Origin of the sequence: Aeromonas sp. SG16, from assembly GCF_024436135.1 — a bacterium.
In the GTDB taxonomy this organism is placed as follows: domain Bacteria; phylum Pseudomonadota; class Gammaproteobacteria; order Enterobacterales; family Aeromonadaceae; genus Aeromonas; species Aeromonas jandaei.
Window position 1 is genome coordinate 1,140,043 of the sequence record NZ_JANFNW010000001.1, and the last position, 22,909, is coordinate 1,162,951.

A 22,909-nucleotide genomic window follows, 5' to 3' on the forward strand; every position below is an offset into this window, starting at 1 on the left:
TGCGAGTCATAACATGTTTTGCTTGGTAAGCTTGGTTAAAATTTCCTCATAAAGCAGCCACTTCAAGGATGACAAGATGGTTCACAAGCTCGGACGCCCTCTCGTTTTGATCGCCATCATAGTGGCCATACCTCTATTGCTTCTGCAAGGGGTTTGGCTGGCTATGCAGAGCACTCCGCTGACGCTCGTTCTGATTCTGGGCACCACGCTTATCGGCATGGCCCTACTGCTGATGCTGGCTCTGCGCACCCTTGGCGGCATTCAGCAACATCAGGAACAGCTCTGGATAAAAGCACTGCGCAGCCGGGATCCGCAGTTACTGGAAGCTCCCCGGTCGCAAGAAGCGCTGCAACAGTTGCTGGAGCAGTTTGAAAGCGCCGAGCAGCACGTCCATCGCCAACTCACCGAGCTGAGCAATCTGGCCACCACCGACGAGCTGACCCAGCTGCTCAACCGCCACGCCTTTCGCCGCGACATGACGGAGCTGCTGCAGCGGGATCAGGATACCCAGACCGCGACGCTGGTGCTGGTGCGCGCCACCGAGCTTGGCAAGATCAACGCCCAGCGGGGTTTTCAATCGGGGGATGCCTACATCAAGGACATGGCTGCGCTCATCAAGCGGGTGGTCAGCCGGTTTCCCGGCAATCAGGTCTATCGCATCTCGGGGGCAGACTTCGCGGTGCTGGTGCAACCGGCTGCCAATATTCCCCCTCACCTGTTGGGGCAGGATCTGAAAGTCGCCTTCGATCACTATCAGGAGCAACACGAGCTGGAGAGTACCGGTTACTCCGGGCTGACCAAGCTCAGCAGCGGCCAGAAAATCGAGGCTGTGTTAGCCCGAGCCGATCTGGCACTGGCCCGCGCCCAGACCGAAACCATCAATGGCTGGGCCATTCAGCAGGATGACAATGTCTCCGACATGCAGGGCCAGCAACACTGGCGCGACGTACTGACCGAGGTGCTGGCGCAGGAGCGGCTCGGCTTTACCTATCAGCCAATCCAGCCGCTGCATCGCAGCATGCTGGCCTACAATGAGATCTATACCCGCTTTGCTGGCAGCGATGGCACGGCGCTGCCCACCGATACCCTCTTTGCCATGGCACAGCGGCTGGATATGGTGATGCGACTGGAGCAGCTGGTCATCACCCACATCATGCGCCAGTACCGGGCATTTGGCTCCAACCAGAGTCGCTGGGGGATCAATCTCTCATCCAACCTGCTGCAAAACAGCGCCTTCCTGATCTGGCTTGACCGCCAGCTGCTCAAGGATCCCAATACCAGCGCCAATCTGGTGTTTGAACTCGACGAGGAGCATCTGGAGCGCAACCTGACCGGCGCCAAGCGGGTGTTTGAACTGCTCAGGCGCAATGGCAGCCGCTCGGCCATCGCCAACTTCGGCAAGGGGATCGGCTCATTCACCCTGTTTCGCGAACTGAAACCTGACTACATCAAGCTCGACCCCGCGCTCATCACCGGACTGGAGCAGGATCAGACCAACCAGCAATTTGTGCGGATGATTGTCGATGTATCGCACCGGATGGGGTGCCAGGTGATTGCCGAGGGGGTTGAGCAGCTGGGCCAGAAGCAGCTGCTGCAGGGAATGTATGTCGATGGACTGCAAGGCTACCTGATCGCCCGGCCGCAACCTTTGCGACCGGATATCAGCCAGCTTGGTCTCTTTACTGAGGATGTTTCAACTTCAACAGAGTCAGAATGATCTCGTTGAGCTGGCGGTAACGCTCCAGCTCTTTCTGATCGTAACGGGTAGCCAGGGTGGTGGGGTTGTGGCGGTTCTTGAGGTAACGATTGATCTGCAGGCGATTGAACCCCGCCACCTGATAAACCTGTGCCAGCAGGGTATTCAACTCCTCATTATCCAGACCGGCTCTTGCCAGATAGTGGCTGTCGGCCGGGCTTTCGGTCTGGAAACTCCACTTGTCGATACGGCCACTCTCTTGCAGATAGGCAAGCCACTGCTCGACATAGAGCGGTTTGCAGCCAGCCAGCAGATTGAAGAAGCCGACCGAATCGCAGCGACAGCCGCTCAGCAGCACGACCGCCAGTGCATCATCGTCACACTGGAAAATGACCGGCCCGGATTGTGCCCAGTCCAGCGCCTGAATGCGGATGCTGGCCCGTCCTCCCGTCGCACCTGCGACATCGAATAGAAACATGGCGCCCCCCATGGCAAAAGGTTGATGATGGACCATCCCCCGGCGAGGTGCAAAGGCAAATTGGCATTTAACTCATCAATGCAGCCATTCGACCATAAAAAAAGACCGGTATTCTCACGAATACCGGTCTCTAGCTTGCTGCCCTGTACGCTCAGTGCATCAGTGGAGGCGCTTTCAGGCGTCCAGTTCAACCAGCGCTTTGGCCAGCTCAATCGGTTCGAGCTCCTGACCTTCCAGATCGGCGTTCCAGTTCGGGCCGACCAGCACATCGTCTTCATCCAGATCGTTGATCCAGATATCGAGAAACTCTTCCAGATCGATCACTTCCGGCTCGTAGTCGGCCCACTCGTCCACGCAATGCAGACGGGCATCTTCTTCGGCAGACCAGAGCGGCATGACGTCGGCATCTTCAAACTCGGCAGAGCGGCAGACCACCCAGTCCTCACCATAGCGCAGGCCCCACACCTGACCCGACTCGCGGACTTGTTCGATAAAAAGTTGGAAATTGGCGTCAAGGTTCTCGGTAAGCATGCTCATGGGGCTCTCTCATTTTCTCAGGTGCGGCGGCATTGCCGGCCGGCAATGCGGTGGCCAAATGGTGTCGCAAAAGCGACATGGACTCAAGCATATTGGGGTTATTGATGGAAAAAAGGGGCCTGAAGGCCCCTTTTCACGTCAAAACGTCTGCCAATGGCGGTGTTTTGCAACAATTCGGGATCAACGCTCCCAGTAAACCTCTTCCAGACTGTCCTCTTTCTCCGGAAGACCGCGAGAGAGACGCGGGCTGCTCTGGGCCAGCACCTCATAACTCACCCGGTTGGCGTACTTGCACACCTGGGAGAGTGAAGAGTAGGTGAGGAACTCGGAGATGTGCTTGGCAGAGTTGGGCACATTCATCCGGTGATAGGAGTTGGCCACCATGTCGTGCAGCACGGCGGAAAGCGCGCCATCCCCTGCCCCGTTGGTGTTCTTGATCTTCTCCGGCCCGCCCATGTAGGGAGAGATATGGGAGTAGATCCGCACCGGCTTGCGGCACTTGGCGCGCGCCATGGGGCGGCTGAACTCGTACATGTTGAACTCGGGAATAACCCCGGGCAGCAGCGGTAAGGTGGTCTCGCGCTTGAAGTCATCTTCGGTGTAGGCAGCCATATAGAGCCCCACCGGACCGGCGGTACAGAGCACCATGTCAGCCCAGTCAAGCGCCTTGTCGGCTGCGGCCAGCGGATCGGAGAAACCGGTCAGGGCCTCGCCCTCCTCCTCGTTCATGGCGAGCACGGTGACGTTTTCGCTGATGAAGTCACGCCACCACTGGGGGTCTGACTCGATGACAAAACGGGTACCCAAAGTCAGCACCACCGGCACACCGGCCTCGCGGGCATAACGCACAGCGGCCATGGCGGCCTCTTTCATGGGAGTGCCATCTTCACCGCGCACCAGATAGGCGGTGATGACCAGCGCGGAGGACTCCTTGATGATCTCTTCAGGGATGTGCTCTACATCGAGATGATCCATCTTGCCGGCGTTGATGCCAAAGCTGCGCTCGCCCCCTTCGGTGATGAAGGTAAAGCAGCGACCGACCGGGCCATCTACCGGCTGCAAGTAGTCGAGGTTGACGCGAGAGGAGGTATTGCAGAGGTAACGATAGGCGTAGCTGCCGATGCGGATATCCTGGCTCATGACGCCAAGCAGGATGGAGTGGGAATCAGCCAGCACCGAGTAGTTGTGCATGGTGTTGCCGATGGTACCACCGGCAAATTCGCTCACTACCATGTTGTTGCTCTTGAGCTCGTCGTAGATCTGCTCGGCCACTTCATCGGAGATGAGCATGGAGTGGCCACGGCTCAGGCCATAACGCTCGAGAAACGCCAGATCGACATGGGCTTCGATGTCGACCAGCGTCTGGTCAATCCCGACCACATAGGCCTTGCCCCGCTCCGAAAGCACCGCACTCTGGGAGATGAGGGGATCACGACGATCCACAGGAAAGTAGTGTTTGGACTTGCGCTGACCGGGAAATTTCATGGCAATGTTCTTGTGCTCTGGGGGAAAGAGGGGCGGGATTTTAACACAATCTGTCGCACCGAAAAGTCGCTCTGTTTAAATAATGGAGACAGTATAGACAAGGGTTGCGAGGAAAAACGTTTGCCCTTTAACCACAAAAAAACCACCCGAAAGCGGGTGGTTTTTGACATGCGATCCAGAGGGAGTATTCACCCGTTGATCAAGCCGTGAAAAAGGGTCAACCCGGAGAACAGCCCGAGAGATAGCCAGAACAGCAAGGTGCCAACGAAGCGGGGCACATTGGGTGCTCGCGGGATCTGGATGCCAATGGCATGCAGTACGCGACCTGCCAGCAGCATGATGCCGCCGGCATGCAGCAAGAGTGCGCTGGCACCGGTCATTTCACTCAGAGCCATCAGCAACAGGGTCAGCGGTACGTACTCGGCAAAGTTGCCGTGGGCCCGGATCGCCGCCAACAACTCAGGGGCCTCCCCCTGCCCTATCATCACCCCGAACTGGGCGCGGCGTCTGACCACCCAGGCGGAGAGCCCCAGAAACAGCAGCCCCAGCAAGCCTGCGTAGATCAGCGTGATATGTACCATGACTCGACTCCTTGTTTAACTGACTGTCGGTCACTCATGCCAATTCACGGCAAATGAGCGAGACCATCATCCTGATATGGGCCTGATCGCTGTTGAGCGCCGGAATATAGCCAAACTCCTCGCCACCGGCAGTCAGGAAGATCTCCTTGTTCTGCACCTGGATCTCCTCCAGCGTTTCGAGGCAATCGGCGGCAAAGGCCGGGCAGATCACATCGAGTCGCTTGATGCCTCGGGCAGGCATGCCACCCACCGTCTCATCGGTATAGGGCTTGAGCCACTCCTCCTTGCCAAAGCGCGACTGGAAACTGGCGGTCCACTGCCCCGCCTCCAGCCCGAGCGCATCGGCCAACAGAGATGCGGTATGGCGGCACTGATGACCGTAGGGATCGCCCTCCTGCTCGTAGCGCTCGGGGATACCGTGAAACGACATCAACAGATGTTCACCCCGGCCATGCTGCTCCCAGTGACGACGCACGCTCATCGCCAGCGCCTGAATGTATTCGGGGTGGGCATGGTAATCGCGAATGAGCCGCACCACGGGCAGGTTGCGCTCATGCTTCATCGCCCGGCCCCAGGCATCGAACACGGATGCCGTGGTACTGACCGAATATTGCGGATAGAGCGGCAACAGGATCACCCGGTTGACCCCCTTGGCCCTGAGTGCCTGCCACCCCTCCTCCAGCGAAGGAGAACCATAGGTCATGGCAAGCTCGACCGGTACATCGACCCCTTCACGCTTGAGCTCCTGCTCCAGCGCAGCCCGCTGCTGTTTACTGATCACCATCAGTGGCGAGCCCTGCTCGGTCCACACCTGCTGATAGAGCTTGGCCACCTTGGGAGAGCGGGTTGGCAGAATGATGAAGTGGAGCAACGGGCACCAGAGGTAGCGTGGCAGATCGACGACCCGGGGATCGTGCAGAAACTGGCTGAGAAACGCTTTGACGGCGGCGGTGGTGGGGGCGGCTGGGGTACCCAGATTGACCAGCAAGATTCCGGTTTTCGTGGTCACATTGGCTTCCTGTCTATCTGTCATGATGCAAAAAAGGGCCCGCTGGGCCCTTTTTATCATTTGCCTGATGGCCCAGGGGACTGTGCCGGCAGTAACGCTTAGCCCAGAATGGTGGCAAGCTGCTTGCTGACCAGATCAACCGGCTGGGTGCCATCGATCTTGACGTAACGGGTATTGCCCGCTTCCGCCTCTTTGCCATAGAAGCCGATGAGCGGAGCAGTCTGCTGATGGTATACATCCAGACGCTTGCGCACTGTGGTCTCTTCGTCGTCGGCACGGATCACTAGATCTTCGCCGGTCACGTCATCTTTACCTTCCACTTTCGGCGGGTTGAACACCACGTGGTAGGTACGGCCAGAGCCGGAGTGAACGCGACGGCCGCTCATGCGCTTGACGATCTCTTCGTCCGGCACATCGAACTCCAGCACGAAATCAACCTTGACGCCGGCGTCCTTCATGGCTTGCGCCTGGGGAATAGTGCGCGGGAAACCGTCCAACAGGAAGCCTTTGGCACAATCCGGCTGAGCAATGCGCTCCTTGACCAGACCGATAATGATGTCGTCAGAGACCAGCTGACCTGCGTCCATCACGGCTTTGGCCTTCAGACCGAGCTCGGTGCCCGCTTTGATCGCCGCACGCAGCATGTCGCCGGTGGAGATCTGGGGAATACCGTGTTTTTCCATGATGAACTGAGCCTGGGTACCTTTGCCGGCGCCCGGAGCCCCCAACAGAACAATGCGCATACACGCTCCTATTGATTGGTTATTCAAATCTTGCGAAGGCAAAAAAGTACACGGTTTCGCCCGTTTCTACAAGCTCGCGCCGCCTGAATGGCCACTTTATCACCATAAAAAACAGGGACACGACGCCACACAAATTGGCAGGCGCACGGGAAAAGTGAGTGAAAATTCAACAGAAGTGCTGACAACAAGCTGACGGCAGGGATAAAAAAATCCCGGCTCAAGGCCGGGAATTGCGCTCAAAAGTAACTACTTGTCGCTCGTAGTAGGAACAGGGCAATAGTAGTTTTCCCCCTGTGCGTCAACAACTGTCAGATGTGACAGGGAGGCCGCTATGAAACCGGAACTGGGGGTCTGGCGAGGAGATAAGCTCGGCTTCCAGCTTGCCAAAGTAGGCGACCCGCTCGCTGATGTCCTCCCCCGCATACTGCTCGGCCAGCGCGAGGTAATCCTGATAGTGGCGCGCCTCGGAGCGCAGCAGGGAGACGTAGAAGCGCCCCAGCTCCTCATCCAGATGGGGGGCAAGCTTGGCAAAACGCTCGCAGGAGCGCGCCTCGATATAGGCACCGATGATCATCTTGTCGACGATGGTGGCGGGCTCATGGGTGCGCACATGCTGCATCAGTTGCCGGGCATAGCGAGAAGCGGTGACCGGGCCATATTCGATGCCGCGGGCCTGCATGATCTCCAGCACCTGCTCGAAGTGGTGCAACTCCTCCTGAATGAGCCGCACCATGGGAAACAGCAGCGGATTGCGCTCAAGCTCGGCAAAGACCGAGCGATCAGACTCGCCCATGGTACGCTTGCCCAGGATCTCGGCCTTCTCCGGAATGGCGTCCAGCTCGCGATAGAACTCCAGTTTGGGCAGCAGATGACGCTTTCCCTTGGGCAGGCAGTAGCGACGCACCAGACTGTGGGCGGTGAGTGCAGCCTTGGTTTCACAGTTGGCGTGATCGATAAGCAGGGTTGGCAAACGGGCCGGATCCCGCGCCATCTCCACCCACTCGTCAGGGGTTTCGCACTGCAAGAACTGGCGCACGGGGGCTAGCAGATCATCCATCTGAACTCTCGTTAAAGGCGTATGAGAAAAGTGGCCCTATGCTAGCGGATCAACCGGTTCATGCCCATATCTGGCAAAATAAGCGCTGTTTTTTCAAACAGATGCCATCTCTCCCCTTTCGCCATCTCCCAGCAAAAACAACAATGGGAGCCAAGGCTCCCATTGCGTTATGCAAACCAGTTAGAAGGAAAACGTTTAACTTCCTTCGTTAAAAATTTCCAGATTGCTGGTCCCTTCCTGCCACTCGCGCACTGCCTTGCTGTCGTCGCTGCGCAGGGCATTGAGGTGATCAAGGTAAGATTGATCCACATCGGAGGTGACATAGTGGCCGTTGAACACCGAGGTCTCGAAGTGGCGCAGCTCGGGGTTGATCTCCCGCACCGCCGCTTCCAGATCTTCCAGATCCTGGAAGATGAGGCCATCAGCGCCAATAAGCTTGCACACCTCTTCCACTTCGCGGCCGTGTGCGATCAACTCGTTGGCGGTAGGCATATCGATGCCATAGACGTTGGGAAAGCGAATTTCCGGCGCAGCCGAGGCGAAGTAAACCTTGGCAGCCCCTGCTTCACGGGCCATCTGGATAATCTGTTCCGAGGTGGTACCCCGAACGATGGAGTCATCCACCAGCAACACCTTCTTGCCCTTGAACTCGGAGCTGATGGCGTTGAGCTTGCGGCGTACCGACTTCTTGCGCTGGGTCTGGCCCGGCATGATGAAGGTGCGGCCGATATAGCGGTTTTTCACGAAGCCCTGACGGTACGGCAGATCCAGGGTGTGGGCGATCTCCAGCGCCACGTCGCAGGAGGTCTCGGGGATGGGAATGACCACGTCCACATCGAGATCTTCCCACTCGCGGGCAATCTTCTGACCCAGCTTGCGACCCATATTGAGACGGGCGGCGTAGACCGACACCTTGTCAATGCACGAATCGGGACGGGCAAAATAGACATATTCGAAGATGCACGAGCTCATCTGCGGGTTCTCCGCACACTGCTCGGAGAAGAGCTGGCCCTGCTCGGTGATGTAGATGGCCTCACCCGGCGCGATGTCACGCACCGTCTCGAAACCGATGGCATCGAGCGCCACGCTCTCGGAGGCGAGCATGTACTCCACCTGCCCCTGCTCATCCTGACGACGGCCGAGGACCAGCGGGCGAATGCCGTTGGGATCACGGAACCCGATGAGGCCGTGGCCAATCACCAGCGCCACCACGGCATAGGCACCGCGGATCTGCTGATGGGTCTTGCGCACCGCAGCGAAGATGTCCGCGGGCGCCAGCGCCATCTTGTCACAGCGGTCCAGCTCGTGAGCCAGCACGTTCAGCAGCACTTCGGAGTCCGAAGTGGTGTTGATGTGACGGCGCGCGACACGGAACTGCTGCTCCTTGAGCTCCTTGGCGTTGGTCAGGTTGCCGTTGTGGGCAAGCACGATCCCGTAAGGAGAGTTGACATAAAAAGGTTGGGCTTCTGCGGCACTGGAGCTGCCTGCGGTGGGATATCTGACATGACCGATGCCGATGTTCCCTTGCAGGCGCTGCATGTGGCGCACTTCAAACACGTCCTTGACCAGGCCATTGGCCTTGCGTTGCCGGAAGTTCCCACTGTCAATGGTCACAATCCCGGCGGCATCCTGTCCCCTGTGCTGCAACACCGTCAAGGCGTCGTAGAGGGCCTGATTGACGGGAGTGGTGCCTACTATACCGACAATACCACACATGTATTTGCTACCTCGAAGTCGCTATACCTGTTTAAGAAAACTCGAAGAGTTCAGCATGAACCCGAAAAACCACTGGATCACCGGCTTGAACTCCGGCACCAGCTTGGATGCCGCCCACCAGTCGCTCTGGGAGAGGCTGGTGAAGGTATCCATGAAAAAAAGCAGGGCACTGACGATCAGTACCCCGCGAATCGCACCGAAGCAGACCCCGAGCACCCGATCGGTACCGGAGAGCCCCGTCTTGTCCACCAGCAGACCCACCACGTAGTTCACCACGCTGCCCAGGATCAGGGTTGCCACGAACAAGGCCGCGATGGCCAGACCGTTGCGCACCAGCGCATCGGAGAAAGAGGTAAAATAGGCGGCGAGATCAGGATAGAAGTGGCTGGCAATAAAGAAGGCAACGAACCAGGTGACGAGAGACATGGCCTCTTTGACGAAGCCGCGCACCAGGCTGATGAGTGCAGAAAAACCGACGATGCCGATGATGGCGTAATCAATCCAGACCATAGAAAAAGATGTCCTGCGAAATTGCGGCGCAGTCTAACAAAAACGATTGCGCAATGCTTGATAAAATTGTGTTACATGTTCAAAGAGGCGCCGGAAACGCAGATTTATTCACGATAAAAACGGTTGAGCGGCGCCAGAATGCACAACGCCATGGCATGGCCATGGCGTTGTCGTCTGCAACGAGCGCTTACCCGATGTGGGTCAGGCCGCCCATGTAGGATTGCAGCGCAGCCGGGATGGCGATGCGGCCATCTGCCTGCTGGTAGTTCTCGATCACGGCGACCAGAGTACGGCCTACAGCCAGACCGGAGCCATTCAGGGTGTGAATGAGCTGCGGCTTGCCATCGACACGCACGCGAGCCTGCATGCGGCGCGCCTGGAAGTCGGTGCAGTTGGAGACAGATGAGATCTCGCGGTAGGTGTTCTGGGCCGGCAGCCACACTTCCAGATCGTAGGTCTTGGCAGCGCAGAAGCCCATGTCACCGGTAGAGAGCGCCATCACGCGATACGGCAGCTCCAGCAGTTGCAGCACCTTCTCGGCGTGACCCACCATCTCTTCCAGCGCTTCCCAGGATTTCTCCGGGTGAACCAGCTGTACCATTTCGACCTTGTCGAACTGGTGCATACGGATGAGGCCACGGGTATCACGACCGTAAGAGCCAGCTTCGGAACGGAAGCACGGGCTGTGAGCGGTCATCTTGATCGGCAGTTCCTGCTCTTCGAAGATCTCGTCGCGAGCCATGTTGGTGAGCGGCACTTCGGAAGTCGGGATCAGGGAGAACTTGCGCACCTTGCCCTCTTCTTCCCCTTCGCCGTCAATACCGGTATTGAACAGATCCTGGGAGAACTTCGGCAGCTGGCCGGTACCGTACAGGCTGTCCGGGTTGACCAGATAAGGCACATAGCACTCGGTGTAACCGTGCTGCAGGGTGTGCAGATCCAGCATGAACTGGGCCAGGGCGCGGTGCAGACGGGCAATCTGGCCCTTCATCACCACGAAACGGGAACCGGAAAGCTTGACGCCGTTCTTGAAATCAACGCCCTTGGCCGCTTCACCCAGATCGATGTGATCGCGTACCGGGAAGTCGAAATGGCGCGGGGTACCCCAGCGACGCACTTCCACGTTGTCGTTTTCGTCACGACCAACCGGGGTGGTTTCGCTCGGCAGGTTGGGGATGGCGTCGGCAATGGTTTTCAGCTCGGCCAGCAAAGCATCCAACTCAACCTTGCTGGTCTCCAGCTCGTCGTTGATCTTGGTTACTTCAGCCTTGAGCGGAGCAACATCTTCACCGCGACGGGCAGCCTCACCGATGGACTTGGAGCGGGCGTTGCGCTCGGCCTGCAGCTCCTGAGTACGGGACTGCAGATCCTTGCGCTTCTCTTCCAGAGCATTGACAGCCGCTACGTCAAGAGCGTAGCCACGTGTCGCCAGACGAGCGGCAGCTTCGTCGATGTCGCTGCGCAGATATTTGGGATCCAGCATGGGTTACCTACTTTTTGTAAAAGGGATCTGGGCCTGAGTCATCATGACGGGCTGGGAAACAGATCCGGAAGTTAACATCGGTTGGCGCCCCCGTCGTTTTGAGAGTCAGGCCTTCGAAATCAAGAAGATGGTATCAGGCCGAAACCAACGGGGTCAGAGGGGCAGTGTAGCAGACCGCCCCCCTGCCCGAACAGGGACTATTTGGGTCGTTTTTGCCAACTTGTGGGGTCAAACACCCCAATTATTCCGGTGTCTGACCAATTTTCATTCTGCTGGCCAAAGTGGGGGACTATCGGCCCCGTTTTTGCGGGCTCTGTCGATCGAGCTCATGCAGATAATCGAGCTTCTGGCCGATCTGCTTTTCAAGGCCACGATCGGTCGGCTGATAGTACTGCTTGCCGGCAAGCTCGGGCGGGAAATACTCCTCGCCTGCGGCATAAGCACCCGGTTCGTCGTGGGCGTAACGATACTCGGCGCCATAGCCCAGATCGCTCATCAGCCGGGTCGGCGCATTGCGCAGGTGCACCGGCACCTCGAAGTCAGGCAGGTTTTTGGCATCATTGAGCGCAGCCTTCCAGGCGGTGTAGACCGCATTGCTCTTGGGCGCACAGGCAAGGTAGACGATCGCCTGGGCGATGGCCCGCTCCCCTTCCGCCGGTCCGATGCGGTGGAAACAATCCCAGGCAGATAGCGCCACCTGCATGGCACGCGGATCGGCATTGCCCACATCTTCCGAGGCAATCGCCAGCAAGCGGCGGGCAATATAGAGCGGATCGCAGCCGGCACTCACCATACGGGCATACCAGTAGAGCGCCGCATCCGGCGCCGAGCCGCGAATGGATTTGTGTACCGCCGAGATGAGGTCGTAGAAGTGATCCCCCCCCTTGTCGAAGCGGGCCACATGTTCCCCCGCCACGGCGGCGAGCAGCGCGCTGTCGATAAGCTTGTGGCCGCTGCCATCCAGCTCGGCCATGTCAGCCAGCAGCTCCAGATAGTTGAGGGACTTGCGCCCGTCGCCATCTACCGCCTTGGCCAGTGCCTCTTTGACGCCGGGGGCAAAGGCAAGGGCCGGATCATTAAGACCGCGGGGGTCCTGCATCGCCTGATCGATCATGGCGAGGATATCCTCCTCCTCCAATCGCTTGAGCAGATAGACCCGGGCCCGGGAGAGCAGCGCGTTGTTGAGTTCGAACGAAGGGTTCTCGGTGGTAGCACCGATGAAGGTGATGGTGCCATCTTCGATGTGGGGCAGAAACACATCCTGCTGGCTCTTGTTGAAGCGGTGTACCTCATCCACGAAGAGGATGGTGCGCACTCCGCGCCAGCTGTTCTCTTTGGCCTTGTCGATGGCGGCGCGGATCTCCTTGATACCGGAGGTGACCGCCGAGAGTCGCTCCACTTCCGCCTGACAGTAGTGAGCCATCAGCTCAGCCAGAGTGGTCTTGCCGGTACCGGGTGGCCCCCACAGTATCATCGAGTGGCAGTGACCCGCCAGGATCGCTTTGCGCAGGGGCTTGTCAGGCCCCAGGATATGCTGTTGACCTATGTACTGGTCGAGATTTTGCGGCCGCATCCGGGCCGCCAGCGGACGAAAGTCCGACGAAAAATCCAGCGAGAGATTGCTCATCAGCGCTGATCATCCAGCTCGACCCCCTTCGGGATCTTGAAGACAAATTCGTTACCCTTGAGCACCGGCTTGCGGTTGAAGTTATTGAGGGTAAATTCGGTCCACTGCCCCTGTGCCTCTTTCACATCGAAGCGGCTGATGTTGTTGTCGCGATCGAAGGTGACGCGGAAGGAGGCGATAAGCTCGCTCGGATCACGGCTGGTGACTGTGTAGACATCACCCTGCTGGGTCACGTCGTAGTTCTTCCACAGCTTGTCGTCATTGCCGGTGATGAGCACGAAGGGGGTATTGAGCACCGCATCCTTCAATTTAAGGGCTGTCACCTGCTCGACGAAGGGGTCATATACCCAGACATCCTTGCCATCGGCCACGATCAGGCTCTCGTCAGGCGCCGTGGTATGCCAGTTGAAATGGTTGGGGCGCTGCACTACCAGATCGCCGCTGGCGCGCTGCAGCTCCTTGCCCTTGCTGTCGTAGACAGTCTGGGAGAACTTGGCGGAGAAGAGGCTGACACTGGCCAGCTTCTGCTTGAGATCGCTGGCCGCGTCAGCCCACACCTGGCTGCTGGCAACCAGCAGCATGGATCCGATCAACAGCTGTTTTTTCATCATGCTTTTCATAACGACCATCTCGATAAAAGGCCACACCCGTGAGGGGCATGGCCAGGATAACAGTAAAAGGGTGGGCCTTAGTCCCGCACCGGCGGCGGAGCCAGCACATCGCGCTGACCGTTGCCACCCGGGGCGCTCACAATGCCCTGATTTTCCATCTGCTCGATGAGACGAGCCGCCCGGTTGTAACCAATCTTGAACTTGCGCTGCACGCTGGAGGTCGAGCCACGGCGCGACTCCACCACGAAGGCGACCGCTTCGTCAAACAGGGGGTCGAGCTCTTCATCGTCACTACCGCCATATTCGCCGCTGCCACCTTCACCGCCAGATTCGCCGGAGAGGATCTCGTCGATGTAGTTCGGCTCACCGCGCAGTTTCCAGTCCGCCACCACCTTGTGCACCTCGTGGTCATCGACAAAGGCGCCGTGTACCCGGGTCGGGTTGGAAGTACCGGCCGGCATGTAGAGCATGTCGCCCATGCCGAGCAGAGATTCGGCGCCGCCCTGATCGATGATGGTACGGGAGTCGATCTTGCTCGACACCTGGAACGAGATACGGGTCGGGATGTTGGCCTTGATAAGACCGGTGATGACATCCACCGACGGACGCTGGGTCGCAAGGATAAGGTGAATACCGGCCGCCCGCGCTTTCTGGGCGATACGGGCAATCAGCTCTTCCACCTTCTTGCCGACGATCATCATCATGTCGGCAAACTCGTCCACCACCACCACGATATGAGGCAGCTTCTCCAGCTCCGGCGGCGTCTGATCCATGGAGTCGCCCGGACGCCACAGCGGATCCAGCAGGGGGTCCCCCTCCTCGATAGCCGCCAGCACTTTGTCGTTGTAGCCTTTGAGGTTGCGCACCCCGACTGCCGACATCAGCTTGTAGCGACGCTCCATCTCGCCCACACACCAGCGCAGGGCGTTGGCGGCATCCTTCATGTCGGTCACTACCTCGGTCAGGAGGTGCGGGATCCCTTCGTAGACCGACAATTCCAGCATCTTGGGGTCGATCATGATGAAGCGCAGATCGTCCGGCGAAGATTTGTAGAGCATGGAGATGATCATGGTGTTCACCCCCACCGACTTACCTGAACCCGTGGTACCGGCCACCAGCAGGTGCGGCATCTTGGCGAGGTTAACGACTACCGGCTCGCCGGCGATGTCCTGACCCAGGCCCATGGTGAGCGGGTTGCGGCTATCGCGGAACGCATCGCAGTCGAGGGTCTCGCGCAGGTAGACGGTCTGGCGCACCCGGTTGGGCAGCTCGATACCGACATAGGTTTTGCCCGGGATCACCTCGACGACCCGCACGCTGCTGGCCGACAGAGAACGGGCCAGATCGCGGGACAGATTGGTGATCTTGCTCGCCTTCATGCCTGGCGCCAGATCCAGTTCAAAACGGGTGATAACCGGGCCCGGATAGACACCGACCACCTTGGCCTGCACGTTGTAATCGGCGAGCTTGGCCTCCACCAGACGGCCCATCCGATCCAGCTCATCCTTGCTCATCATCTGGGTCTTGGCGGGTGGACGGTCCAACAGCTCGAGGCTCGGCAGCGGTGGCAGGTTGGCCTGTACGCGGCGCTTGGGTTTGGTCGGCATGGCGACGACAGGAGCAACCGGTGCATCCTCGCCCTCAGCCCACGGCAGGTCGAGATCTTCATCGTCCTCATCATCGGCGACAGCAAGGGCACTCTGGCGACGAGAGCTGGCAGGGGCTGGCCGTTTGGCCTTGACCACCGGCGCGGGTTCGTCGTCCTCATCATCAAACTGCGGGTCAAACTCGAAGGTGTCGTCGTCCAGTTCAGGCAACCACTCCTCTTTGGAGCCTTTCTGGTTTTTGCCTTTGGCGCGGCGACCCCAGTTACTGTGGGGATCGTCCTCATCCTCTTCATCGAGTTCGATGGCGCCCACGCCCCCTTCAAGCAGGGGATCCGGTCCCTCAACGCGAGGCTGACGCCAGCCACCGGTCAACCAGCGACCCAGAGTGCCCGGGAAGTGGTAGATGGCACTGACGGAGCCGGTGCAGGCGGCACCGATGCGCTCGACGATGGTGAGCCAGGACCAACCGGTAAACAGGGTGATGCCGGTCGCCACGAAGCAGAGCAACATCAGGTTGGCACCCACACCGCCAAACAGCGGTACCACGGCGGAGGCGATGACATCCCCCACCAGACCACCGGCGGAGAAGTTCTGCAGATCGTTGAAGTTCATGCTGGCGATGGCCGACATGCCGAGCACGGTCAGGATAAAGCCGATGATCCGAACCCCGAGGGTGAGGTAATCCACATCGAGCAGACGGCTTGGCCGCCAGAAAAGACTCCAGCCCAACAGCACCACCAGCGGCGGAACCAGATAGGAGAAAGCACCAAAGGTAAACATGGTGATATCGGCAAGCCAGGCGCCTGCGCTGCCGGCGAGGTTCTTGACCTCCCCTTCCCACGAGGTCTGGGACCAACCGGGATCGGCGGGATGATAGGACAACAGGGCAAGCAGAAGATAAGCGGCCATCAGGGTGATGGCGATCAAGACGGCTTCGAAGATCCGTTGTGTACCTGATAAAGGAGTAAACAGCTTTTTATCGGCCAAACTCCGGCTCCTTTCTGAAAACATGTAATGCAGGAAATAAGGGGGCCTAGTATCCCCGAAAAGCCCATCGATTGTCAGCCTGTGCCTGATGGGACGGGGCCATATTTGCAATCATCTTTACAAGAAGAAACGAGCGGACCGGCCGCTCGTTTCTGACTGTCGCAGTGTCTCATATGGAAAAGATACCACGGCATAATCTGCTTTATCGGGTGCTGATCACCAGACGGCTGCTCTGCTTGACCTCCTCCATCACCACGTAGGTGCGGGTGTCATTAACCCCCGGCAAGCGCAGCAGGGTCTCACCCAGCAGGCGGCGATAAGCCGACATGTCGCTTACCCGGGTCTTGAGCAGGTAGTCGAAATCACCCGAGACCAGATGGCACTCCTGGATCTCCTCGAGCACCTGAACAGCCTTGTTGAACTGTTCAAACACATCGGGGGCACCGCGGTTGAGGGTAATTTCCACAAAGACCAGCAGGGACGCATCCAGATAATGAGGGTTCAGAATCGCGGCATACCCTTCGATATAGCCTTGTCGCTCGAGGCGACGAACCCGTTCCAGACACGGTGTAGGACTCAGGCCAACTCGTTTGGACAACTCAACATTCGAGATCCTGCCATCCTTTTGCAGTTCATTGAGAATGTTGCGGTCAATCCTGTCCAAATCCTTTAGCCGACTCTTAGCTTCCATCATTTTATTCCATCCTTTGGCTATTTTTTGGTAAGAATCACCATTCATTTTATAATTATGGTCACAAATCCTGTCAATACCTGAATATACTAGGCGCAAATGTTGGTTAACATTTTGGCAACATGAAACACCAATCGATAGACGAGGGATAGCATGATTATCGGTGTACCTAAAGAGATAAAAAACCATGAATATCGCGTAGGCATGGTTCCGGCCAGTGTACGTGAACTGACAGCACGAAACCATACTGTTTTCGTCCAAAGCGGTGCCGGAAACGGCATTGGCTTTAGCGATGCAGATTATACGGCTGCTGGTGCCGAAATTTTGGCCTCTGCCGCCGAGGTTTTCGCCAAGGCGGAGATGATCGTCAAGGTCAAGGAGCCCCAGCCTGTCGAGTGTGCCATGTTGCGACCGGGTCAGACCCTGTTTACCTACCTCCATCTGGCACCGGATCTGCCACAAACCGAGGCATTGCTGAAAAGTGGTGCCATCTGTATAGCCTATGAGACCGTCACAGACGGCCGTGGCGGTCTGCCCCTGCTGGCGCCCATGTCGGAAGTCGCGGGTCGCATGTCCATTCAGGCGGGCGCCCAGGCGCTGGAGAAATCCCGTGGCGGTAGCGGCATGCTGCTCGGCGGCGTACCCGGTGTCGAACCGGCCAAGGTGGTGATCATCGGTGGTGGCGTGGTTGGCTCCAACGCAGCCCGCATGGCCATCGGCATGCGCGCCGACGTGACCATCCTCGACAACAACGTCGATACCCTGCGCCGTCTCGACAACGAGTTTCAGGGTGCGGCCAAAGTGGTCTACTCCAACAGCGAAAGTCTGGAACGCCATCTGCTGGCGGCCGATCTGGTCATCGGCGGCGTGCTGGTACCGGGCGCCACTGCGCCAAAACTTGTCAGCCGTGACCACATTGCGCGCATGAAGCCGGGCTCGGCTATCGTCGATGTGGCGATCGATCAGGGTGGCTGCGTAGCTACCTCGCACCCCACCACCCACGAAGATCCCACCTTCATCGTCGATGATGTGGTGCACTACTGCGTGGCCAACATGCCGGGGGCTGTGGCTCGAACCTCGACCGTGGCACTCAATAACGCCACCCTCCCCTTCATCATCAAGCTGGCCCAGCAAGGGTATCGTCAGGCGCTGCTGAGCGACCCCAACCTGCTGCACGGTCTCAACGTGATGGAGGGCAAGCTCACCTGCAAGGAGGTCGCCGTGGCTCATGGCCTTGCCTACACGGATCCCCTGACCCTGCTGAACTGATCTGCTCTGGCCTGCGCCAGTTGGAGATGAGTGAAAATCCGCCCGCGATGGGCGGTTTTTTTTATCTCTTTTTTAGTGCTCGGCAAAACCGTGCGCTGATGCGGGAAGGCGATTGAAACAATCGACTCACTGGCCTTTGACCCCGGATCACGAATTACCTACAATCGCGCAAACTCATCACGTCTCGGAAATCACATCATGAGCCAAGTCACTCACAGCAAACTGCTGATCCTGGGCTCCGGCCCGGCCGGTTACACCGCAGCCGTCTACGCCGCCCGCGCCAACCTCAATCCCCTGCTCATTACCGGCATGCAGCAAGGTGGCCAACTGACCACCACCACCGAGGTAGAGAACTGGCCCGGCGATCCGGAAGGCCTGACCGGCCCAGCCCTGATGGAGCGCATGAAAACTCATGCAGAGAAGTTCGATACGCGCATTCTGTTTGATCACATCAACAGCGTCGAACTGACCCAGCGCCCGTTCCGCCTCAAGGGCGACAACGGCGAATACACCTGCGATGCCCTGATCATCGCGACCGGCGCCTCCGCCAAATATCTGGGCCTGCCTTCTGAAGAAGCCTTCAAGGGGCGCGGCGTCTCCGCCTGCGCCACCTGCGACGGTTTCTTCTACCGCAATCAGGAAGTGGCCGTGATCGGCGGCGGCAACACTGCCGTGGAAGAGGCGCTCTATCTGGCCAACATCGCCAAAAAGGTGCACCTCATTCACCGCCGCGACGAGTTCCGCGCCGAGAAAATCCTGATCAAGCGTCTGCACGACAAGGTCGAGAGCGGCAACATCGTGCTGCACACTCACCAGACCCTGGACGAAGTGCTGGGCGATCAGATGGGGGTCACCGGTGTGCGCCTGCGCAACACCCAGGACAACAGCACCAGCGAGCTGCCGCTGATGGGCGTCTTCATTGCCATCGGCCATCAGCCCAACACCCAGATCTTCGATGGCCAACTGGAGATGCAAAACGGCTATCTGAAAGTACGTGGCGGCCTCGACGGTTTTGCTACCCAGACCAGCATTGAAGGTGTCTTCGCTGCCGGCGATGTGGCTGACCACAACTACCGCCAGGCCATCACCTCTGCCGGTACCGGCTGCATGGCGGCCCTCGATGCAGAACGCTATCTCGATGCGCAATAAATAAGCGCATATGTGATATAAGGCATACCAGTCGGTATGCCTTTTTTATTTGAAGGAGTCTAATGAAACAGAAGATATTGATTGTCGAAGATAGCCTGACGATCCGCCGTATGCTGACCCAGGCGATAGCCCAGCAGACCGGCCTCGAGATCGACGCCTTTGATACCCTCGAAGGCGCCCGTCACTGTCGGGGAGATGAGTATGTGGTCGCCTTGGTGGATCTGACCTTGCCGGATGCACCTCGCGGGGAAGCGGTCAGCGTGTTGCTGGAGCGCGGATTGCCAGTGGTGATCCTCACCGCCGATATCAGCGAGGATAAACGTGCGGCCTGGCTGGAAACCGGCGTACTGGACTATGTGATGAAGGATTCGCGCCACTCGCTGCAATATGCGGTCAGCCTGGTGCACCGTCTCTATCTCAACCAGTCCATCGAAGTGCTGGTCGTCGATGATTCGCGCACCTCCCGCCACCGCACCATGGCCCAGTTGCGCAAGCAACTGCTGCAGGTGCACGAGGCGAGTCACGCGCGCGAAGCGATGGCGATGCTGGAGCAATACCCCGGCATCCGGCTGGCTCTGGTCGACTACTATATGCCGGAAATCGATGGCATCAGTCTGGTGCGCATGCTGAGAGAGCGTTACAGCAAGCAGCAGCTGGCAATTATCGGGATCTCGGTCTCGGACAAGCGCGGTCTCTCCGCTCGCTACCTGAAACAGGGGGCCAACGACTTTCTCAACCAGCCGTTCGAGCCGGAAGAGTTGCAGTGCCGGGTCAGCCACAATCTGGAGGCGCTCGAGCAGTTCAACAGCATTCAGGAGTCGGCCAATCGCGACTACCTGACCGGTCTTTACAACCGGCGCTACTGGTTCAACGAAGGGCAGAAATGGTTCGAGGAGCAGCAGCGACTGCAGAGTACGCTTTCACTCTGCGTGCTCGATGTGGATCACTTCAAGCAGGTCAACGATCACTGGGGTCATGCCATCGGCGATCAGCTGCTCTGCCATCTGACCCGCCAGCTGACCCAGTTCTTCCCTGATGCCATGATCGCCCGCTTTGGTGGCGAGGAGTTTGCCCTGATGGTGCCCCACTGCTCCGTCCCCGTGCTGCTCAAACGGCTGGAAGGGTTGCGCCAGCAGCTGCGCCAGCACCCCTTGTCACCGGATGTTCCGCTCTTTGTTCGCGCCAGCTATGGTGTGGTCAGTGTCGGGCGGGTATCCATGGACGAGGCGCTGAGCGAAGCTGATCGGCTCCTGTATCAGGCCAAGAACACCGGCCGTGACAAGATAGTCTCGCAAGAGAGCGCCATCTAGTTTCCTGCGCAGTCCCGTGTATTACCGCCCGCAAGACTTTCTGCCAATCGGAAAGTCTGCGGGTTATCTCCCCTCTCTGTATCTCTTCCATAATCCGGCTTAAAACGTCTTGTCGACTCGCACGCCGTCATCAAAATAGAGAATGCGTACTTTATCTCCGCGACTGAAGACCATGGCGGGATCATAATCCTGGATCACATTGACCAGTCCGTTCTGCTCGTTGCGAATAAGCAGCTCGACCAGTTTGTTCTCCACTACCGTGTCGCCTGACTGATACTGCTGTGCCGCAGCGGCCCCGGCAAGCGCCCCGACGGCGGTGGCAATTTCACGGCCATGGCCGCCACCAAACTGGTTACCAAGCAAGCCGCCCAGTACTGCCCCGCCCAGAGTTTTCCAGCCGGAACGCTCCGACTCCAGGATCTGGCGCTGGGTAATATTGCGCACCGTTTCGACCTGGCCAAACACCACCTGATTGACCGGGCGAGCCGTGTTGCGCTGGTAAACCTCGGCCCCGACGGGCGCAGTGACAAAGCAGAGCAAGCTGGATACTATCAGGATAATGGCCTTCATCTACGAACCTCGTTGTTGCCTTATGTCTCGCTATCTCACTCAACTGGATGATGAGCTCTGCTGGTTTCCCGACCCCTCGCATGCCCTGGAAGAGCCCAACGGTTTGCTGGCGATCGGCGGGGATCTCTCCCCTGCCAGATTGCTGGCAGCTTACCACAAGGGGATCTTCCCGTGGAACGAACCCCACCAGCCGACCCTGTGGTGGTCACCGGATCCGCGTGGTGTGATCCGCCCTGATGAGCTGCATGTGGGACGCACCTTGCAGAAGATTATCCGCCGAACCCCATTCGATATTTCCGTCAATCGCGCCTTTAATGAGGTAATCAATGCCTGCGCCGCGCCTCGTCGCACAGCCGATGGCACCTGGATCAGTCAACCCATGATCGAAGCCTACCAACGGCTGCACCGTCTGGGCCACGCTCATTCGGTCGAGATCTGGCAAGAGGGAAAACTGCAAGCGGGCCTTTACGGTCTGTCGATTGGCCGGTTGTTCTGTGGCGAGTCCATGTTCAGCCATATCGATAACGGTGCCAAGCTGGCCATGGTGGCACTCTGTCGCCACTTTGCCCGGCACGGAGGCGCCCTTGTCGACTGCCAGATGCAGAATCCGTTTCTGGCCACACTGGGCATTGAGGAGTGGCCAAGAGCGCGCTTTCTGGCCGAACTGGCGCAACTGAGCCGCCAATCGCTATTGGATTCATGCTGGCAAGAGGGAGAGATCCGCTTATGACCGAAGAAGTGATCCTCAAGGTTGGGCTAACCCCCAAGCATCCCTGCAGTTATCTGGATCATGAGCAAGAGCAGTTGCTGGTTCTGATGGATCACAACCTGCTCAACGCCCACGGTTACGAACGCCTGCTGACCGCCGGATTTCGCCGCAGTGGCAACGACATCTATCGTCCTCACTGCCCCGCCTGTCATGCCTGCCAATCACTGCGTATTCACAGCGAGCACTTCCGGCCCAGCCGGGGACAAAAGCGCATCCGCCAGCTCAACAGGGATATCGACATCGTCCTGAGCTACGATGACAAACCCGAGTATTACCAGCTTTATGAACGCTACATCAGCGAACGCCATCAGGATGGCAGCATGTATCCCCCCAACCGCAAACAGTACCGCGGTTTTCTCCATTGCGACTGGATGCCACCCCTCTATCTGGAAATGAGAAAGGAGGGTCGCCTTATTGGCGTAGCCACTACAGATTTGCTGCCCCACTCACTCAGCGCCATGTATACCTTCTTCGACCCAGATTATGCCGACCGCTCGCTCGGCACCTTTGCCATTCTGAGTCAGCTTGATCTGGCCAGGCGTACCGGACGAAGCTGGCTCTATCTCGGCTATCTGGTTGAGGCGTGCCGCAAGATGAATTACAAGCGCAATTACCTCCCTCACGAGGTGCTCATTCATGGAGAATGGAAAAAAATCGACGGCAAGCCCGAGTAAACTTTACACATAGCCTTAAATCCGGCATGATCCAGCGGTTTTTTGTTGTGGCTTATCAAGAGGATTCAATGGCTAAAGAAGACAGTATTGAGATGCAGGGCACTATTCTCGAAACCCTGCCCAATACCATGTTCCGTGTGGAACTGGAGAATGGTCACGTGGTTATCGCTCATATTTCCGGCAAGATGCGCAAAAACTACATTCGTATCCTGACTGGAGACAAAGTAACGGTAGCACTGACTCCCTACGATCTCTCCAAGGGACGTATTGTTTTCCGCTCTCGCTAAGCCAGGAATTCAGCAAAAAACCCCAACCTTTCGGTTGGGGTTTTTTGTCGTTTTCTAATTACG

Annotated in this window: 22 protein-coding genes; 7 read left to right on the top strand and 15 right to left on the bottom strand. The window is 58.2% G+C overall.

All coding sequences use genetic code 11. From position 1 onward, the window contains the following. The first annotated feature begins 76 nt into the window (after positions 1 to 76). Positions 77 to 1,717, top strand: a complete 1,641-nt coding sequence (locus NOM67_RS05080; protein WP_201908389.1) for an EAL domain-containing protein — start codon at positions 77 to 79, stop codon at positions 1,715 to 1,717. Here the strand turns inward: NOM67_RS05080 and NOM67_RS05085 are convergent. From NOM67_RS05085 to lrp, 14 genes are all read right to left on the bottom strand, one after another. Continuing rightward, positions 1,680 to 2,174: a hypothetical protein gene (locus NOM67_RS05085; RefSeq protein ID WP_255934370.1), complete on the bottom strand. Its 495-nt coding sequence runs from the start codon at positions 2,172 to 2,174 to the stop codon at positions 1,680 to 1,682. The genes NOM67_RS05080 and NOM67_RS05085 overlap by 38 nt on opposite strands. A gap of 174 nt (positions 2,175 to 2,348) precedes the next feature. After that, positions 2,349 to 2,711, bottom strand: coding sequence for a DUF2750 domain-containing protein (locus tag NOM67_RS05090; protein ID WP_033115181.1), 363 nt, complete (start codon positions 2,709 to 2,711; stop codon positions 2,349 to 2,351). A 180-nt stretch (positions 2,712 to 2,891) separates the two neighbouring features. After that, the gene (locus NOM67_RS05095; protein WP_041207491.1) at positions 2,892 to 4,196 is read right to left on the bottom strand and encodes an inosine/guanosine kinase; all 1,305 of its coding nucleotides are present in this window, start codon (positions 4,194 to 4,196) and stop codon (positions 2,892 to 2,894) included. Between the two features lie 188 nt (positions 4,197 to 4,384). Beyond that, on the bottom strand, positions 4,385 to 4,777 hold the full coding sequence (locus tag NOM67_RS05100; RefSeq protein WP_255934374.1) for an MAPEG family protein: 393 nt from the start codon (positions 4,775 to 4,777) through the stop codon (positions 4,385 to 4,387). 34 nt (positions 4,778 to 4,811) lie between these two features. Further along, positions 4,812 to 5,786, bottom strand: coding sequence for a ferrochelatase (hemH, locus tag NOM67_RS05105; protein WP_255934385.1), 975 nt, complete (start codon positions 5,784 to 5,786; stop codon positions 4,812 to 4,814). Positions 5,787 to 5,884: 98 nt separating this feature from the next. Further along, positions 5,885 to 6,529 (bottom strand): adenylate kinase, encoded by a 645-nt coding sequence (gene adk, locus NOM67_RS05110; RefSeq protein ID WP_043851073.1) that lies wholly within the window; start codon positions 6,527 to 6,529, stop codon positions 5,885 to 5,887. A gap of 298 nt (positions 6,530 to 6,827) precedes the next feature. Continuing rightward, positions 6,828 to 7,586: a tRNA-(ms[2]io[6]A)-hydroxylase gene (locus tag NOM67_RS05115; RefSeq protein WP_041207487.1), complete on the bottom strand. Its 759-nt coding sequence runs from the start codon at positions 7,584 to 7,586 to the stop codon at positions 6,828 to 6,830. Positions 7,587 to 7,781: 195 nt separating this feature from the next. After that, positions 7,782 to 9,302, bottom strand: coding sequence for an amidophosphoribosyltransferase (gene purF / locus NOM67_RS05120; RefSeq protein WP_033115175.1), 1,521 nt, complete (start codon positions 9,300 to 9,302; stop codon positions 7,782 to 7,784). Between the two features lie 21 nt (positions 9,303 to 9,323). Further along, positions 9,324 to 9,812, bottom strand: coding sequence for a CvpA family protein (locus NOM67_RS05125; RefSeq protein WP_033115174.1), 489 nt, complete (start codon positions 9,810 to 9,812; stop codon positions 9,324 to 9,326). Between the two features lie 187 nt (positions 9,813 to 9,999). Next, positions 10,000 to 11,295, bottom strand: a complete 1,296-nt coding sequence (gene serS / locus NOM67_RS05130; protein WP_017785405.1) for a serine--tRNA ligase — start codon at positions 11,293 to 11,295, stop codon at positions 10,000 to 10,002. 289 nt (positions 11,296 to 11,584) lie between these two features. After that, positions 11,585 to 12,922 carry a replication-associated recombination protein A gene (locus tag NOM67_RS05135; protein ID WP_033115172.1) on the bottom strand — a complete coding sequence of 446 codons (1,338 nt, stop codon included), beginning with the start codon at positions 12,920 to 12,922 and terminating at the stop codon, positions 11,585 to 11,587. Then, positions 12,922 to 13,530, bottom strand: a complete 609-nt coding sequence (gene lolA, locus NOM67_RS05140; RefSeq protein WP_033115213.1) for an outer membrane lipoprotein chaperone LolA — start codon at positions 13,528 to 13,530, stop codon at positions 12,922 to 12,924. Before lolA ends, NOM67_RS05135 begins: the two co-directional genes overlap by 1 nt. An 80-nt stretch (positions 13,531 to 13,610) precedes the next feature. Next, positions 13,611 to 16,127 (bottom strand): DNA translocase FtsK, encoded by a 2,517-nt coding sequence (locus NOM67_RS05145; protein ID WP_255934394.1) that lies wholly within the window; start codon positions 16,125 to 16,127, stop codon positions 13,611 to 13,613. Between the two features lie 202 nt (positions 16,128 to 16,329). Beyond that, complete coding sequence (gene lrp / locus NOM67_RS05150) at positions 16,330 to 16,821, bottom strand: leucine-responsive transcriptional regulator Lrp (protein ID WP_005300047.1); 492 nt, start codon at positions 16,819 to 16,821, stop codon at positions 16,330 to 16,332. Between the two features lie 150 nt (positions 16,822 to 16,971). Between lrp and ald the strand changes: the two genes are divergently transcribed. The 3 genes from ald to NOM67_RS05165 all read left to right on the top strand — a co-directional run bounded on the left by ald (position 16,972) and on the right by NOM67_RS05165 (position 20,546). Beyond that, positions 16,972 to 18,087, top strand: a complete 1,116-nt coding sequence (gene ald, locus NOM67_RS05155; protein ID WP_041207483.1) for an alanine dehydrogenase — start codon at positions 16,972 to 16,974, stop codon at positions 18,085 to 18,087. Positions 18,088 to 18,285: 198 nt separating this feature from the next. Next, positions 18,286 to 19,236, top strand: coding sequence for a thioredoxin-disulfide reductase (trxB, locus tag NOM67_RS05160; RefSeq protein ID WP_041207482.1), 951 nt, complete (start codon positions 18,286 to 18,288; stop codon positions 19,234 to 19,236). Between the two features lie 62 nt (positions 19,237 to 19,298). Further along, positions 19,299 to 20,546: a diguanylate cyclase gene (locus NOM67_RS05165; RefSeq protein ID WP_041207481.1), complete on the top strand. Its 1,248-nt coding sequence runs from the start codon at positions 19,299 to 19,301 to the stop codon at positions 20,544 to 20,546. A 99-nt stretch (positions 20,547 to 20,645) separates the two neighbouring features. Here the strand turns inward: NOM67_RS05165 and NOM67_RS05170 are convergent, their stop codons facing one another. Beyond that, positions 20,646 to 21,116 (bottom strand): glycine zipper 2TM domain-containing protein, encoded by a 471-nt coding sequence (locus tag NOM67_RS05170; protein WP_255934406.1) that lies wholly within the window; start codon positions 21,114 to 21,116, stop codon positions 20,646 to 20,648. Positions 21,117 to 21,138: 22 nt separating this feature from the next. Here NOM67_RS05170 and aat point away from each other — a divergent pair, with 22 nt between their 5' ends. The 3 genes from aat to infA all read left to right on the top strand — a co-directional run bounded on the left by aat (position 21,139) and on the right by infA (position 22,846). Continuing rightward, on the top strand, positions 21,139 to 21,846 hold the full coding sequence (aat, locus tag NOM67_RS05175; protein WP_042032319.1) for a leucyl/phenylalanyl-tRNA--protein transferase: 708 nt from the start codon (positions 21,139 to 21,141) through the stop codon (positions 21,844 to 21,846). After that, positions 21,843 to 22,559, top strand: a complete 717-nt coding sequence (locus tag NOM67_RS05180) for an arginyltransferase (protein ID WP_042032318.1) — start codon at positions 21,843 to 21,845, stop codon at positions 22,557 to 22,559. Before aat ends, NOM67_RS05180 begins: the two co-directional genes overlap by 4 nt. A gap of 68 nt (positions 22,560 to 22,627) precedes the next feature. Then, positions 22,628 to 22,846 carry a translation initiation factor IF-1 gene (infA, locus tag NOM67_RS05185; protein WP_005300033.1) on the top strand — a complete coding sequence of 73 codons (219 nt, stop codon included), beginning with the start codon at positions 22,628 to 22,630 and terminating at the stop codon, positions 22,844 to 22,846. Positions 22,847 to 22,909: the final 63 nt, after the last annotated feature.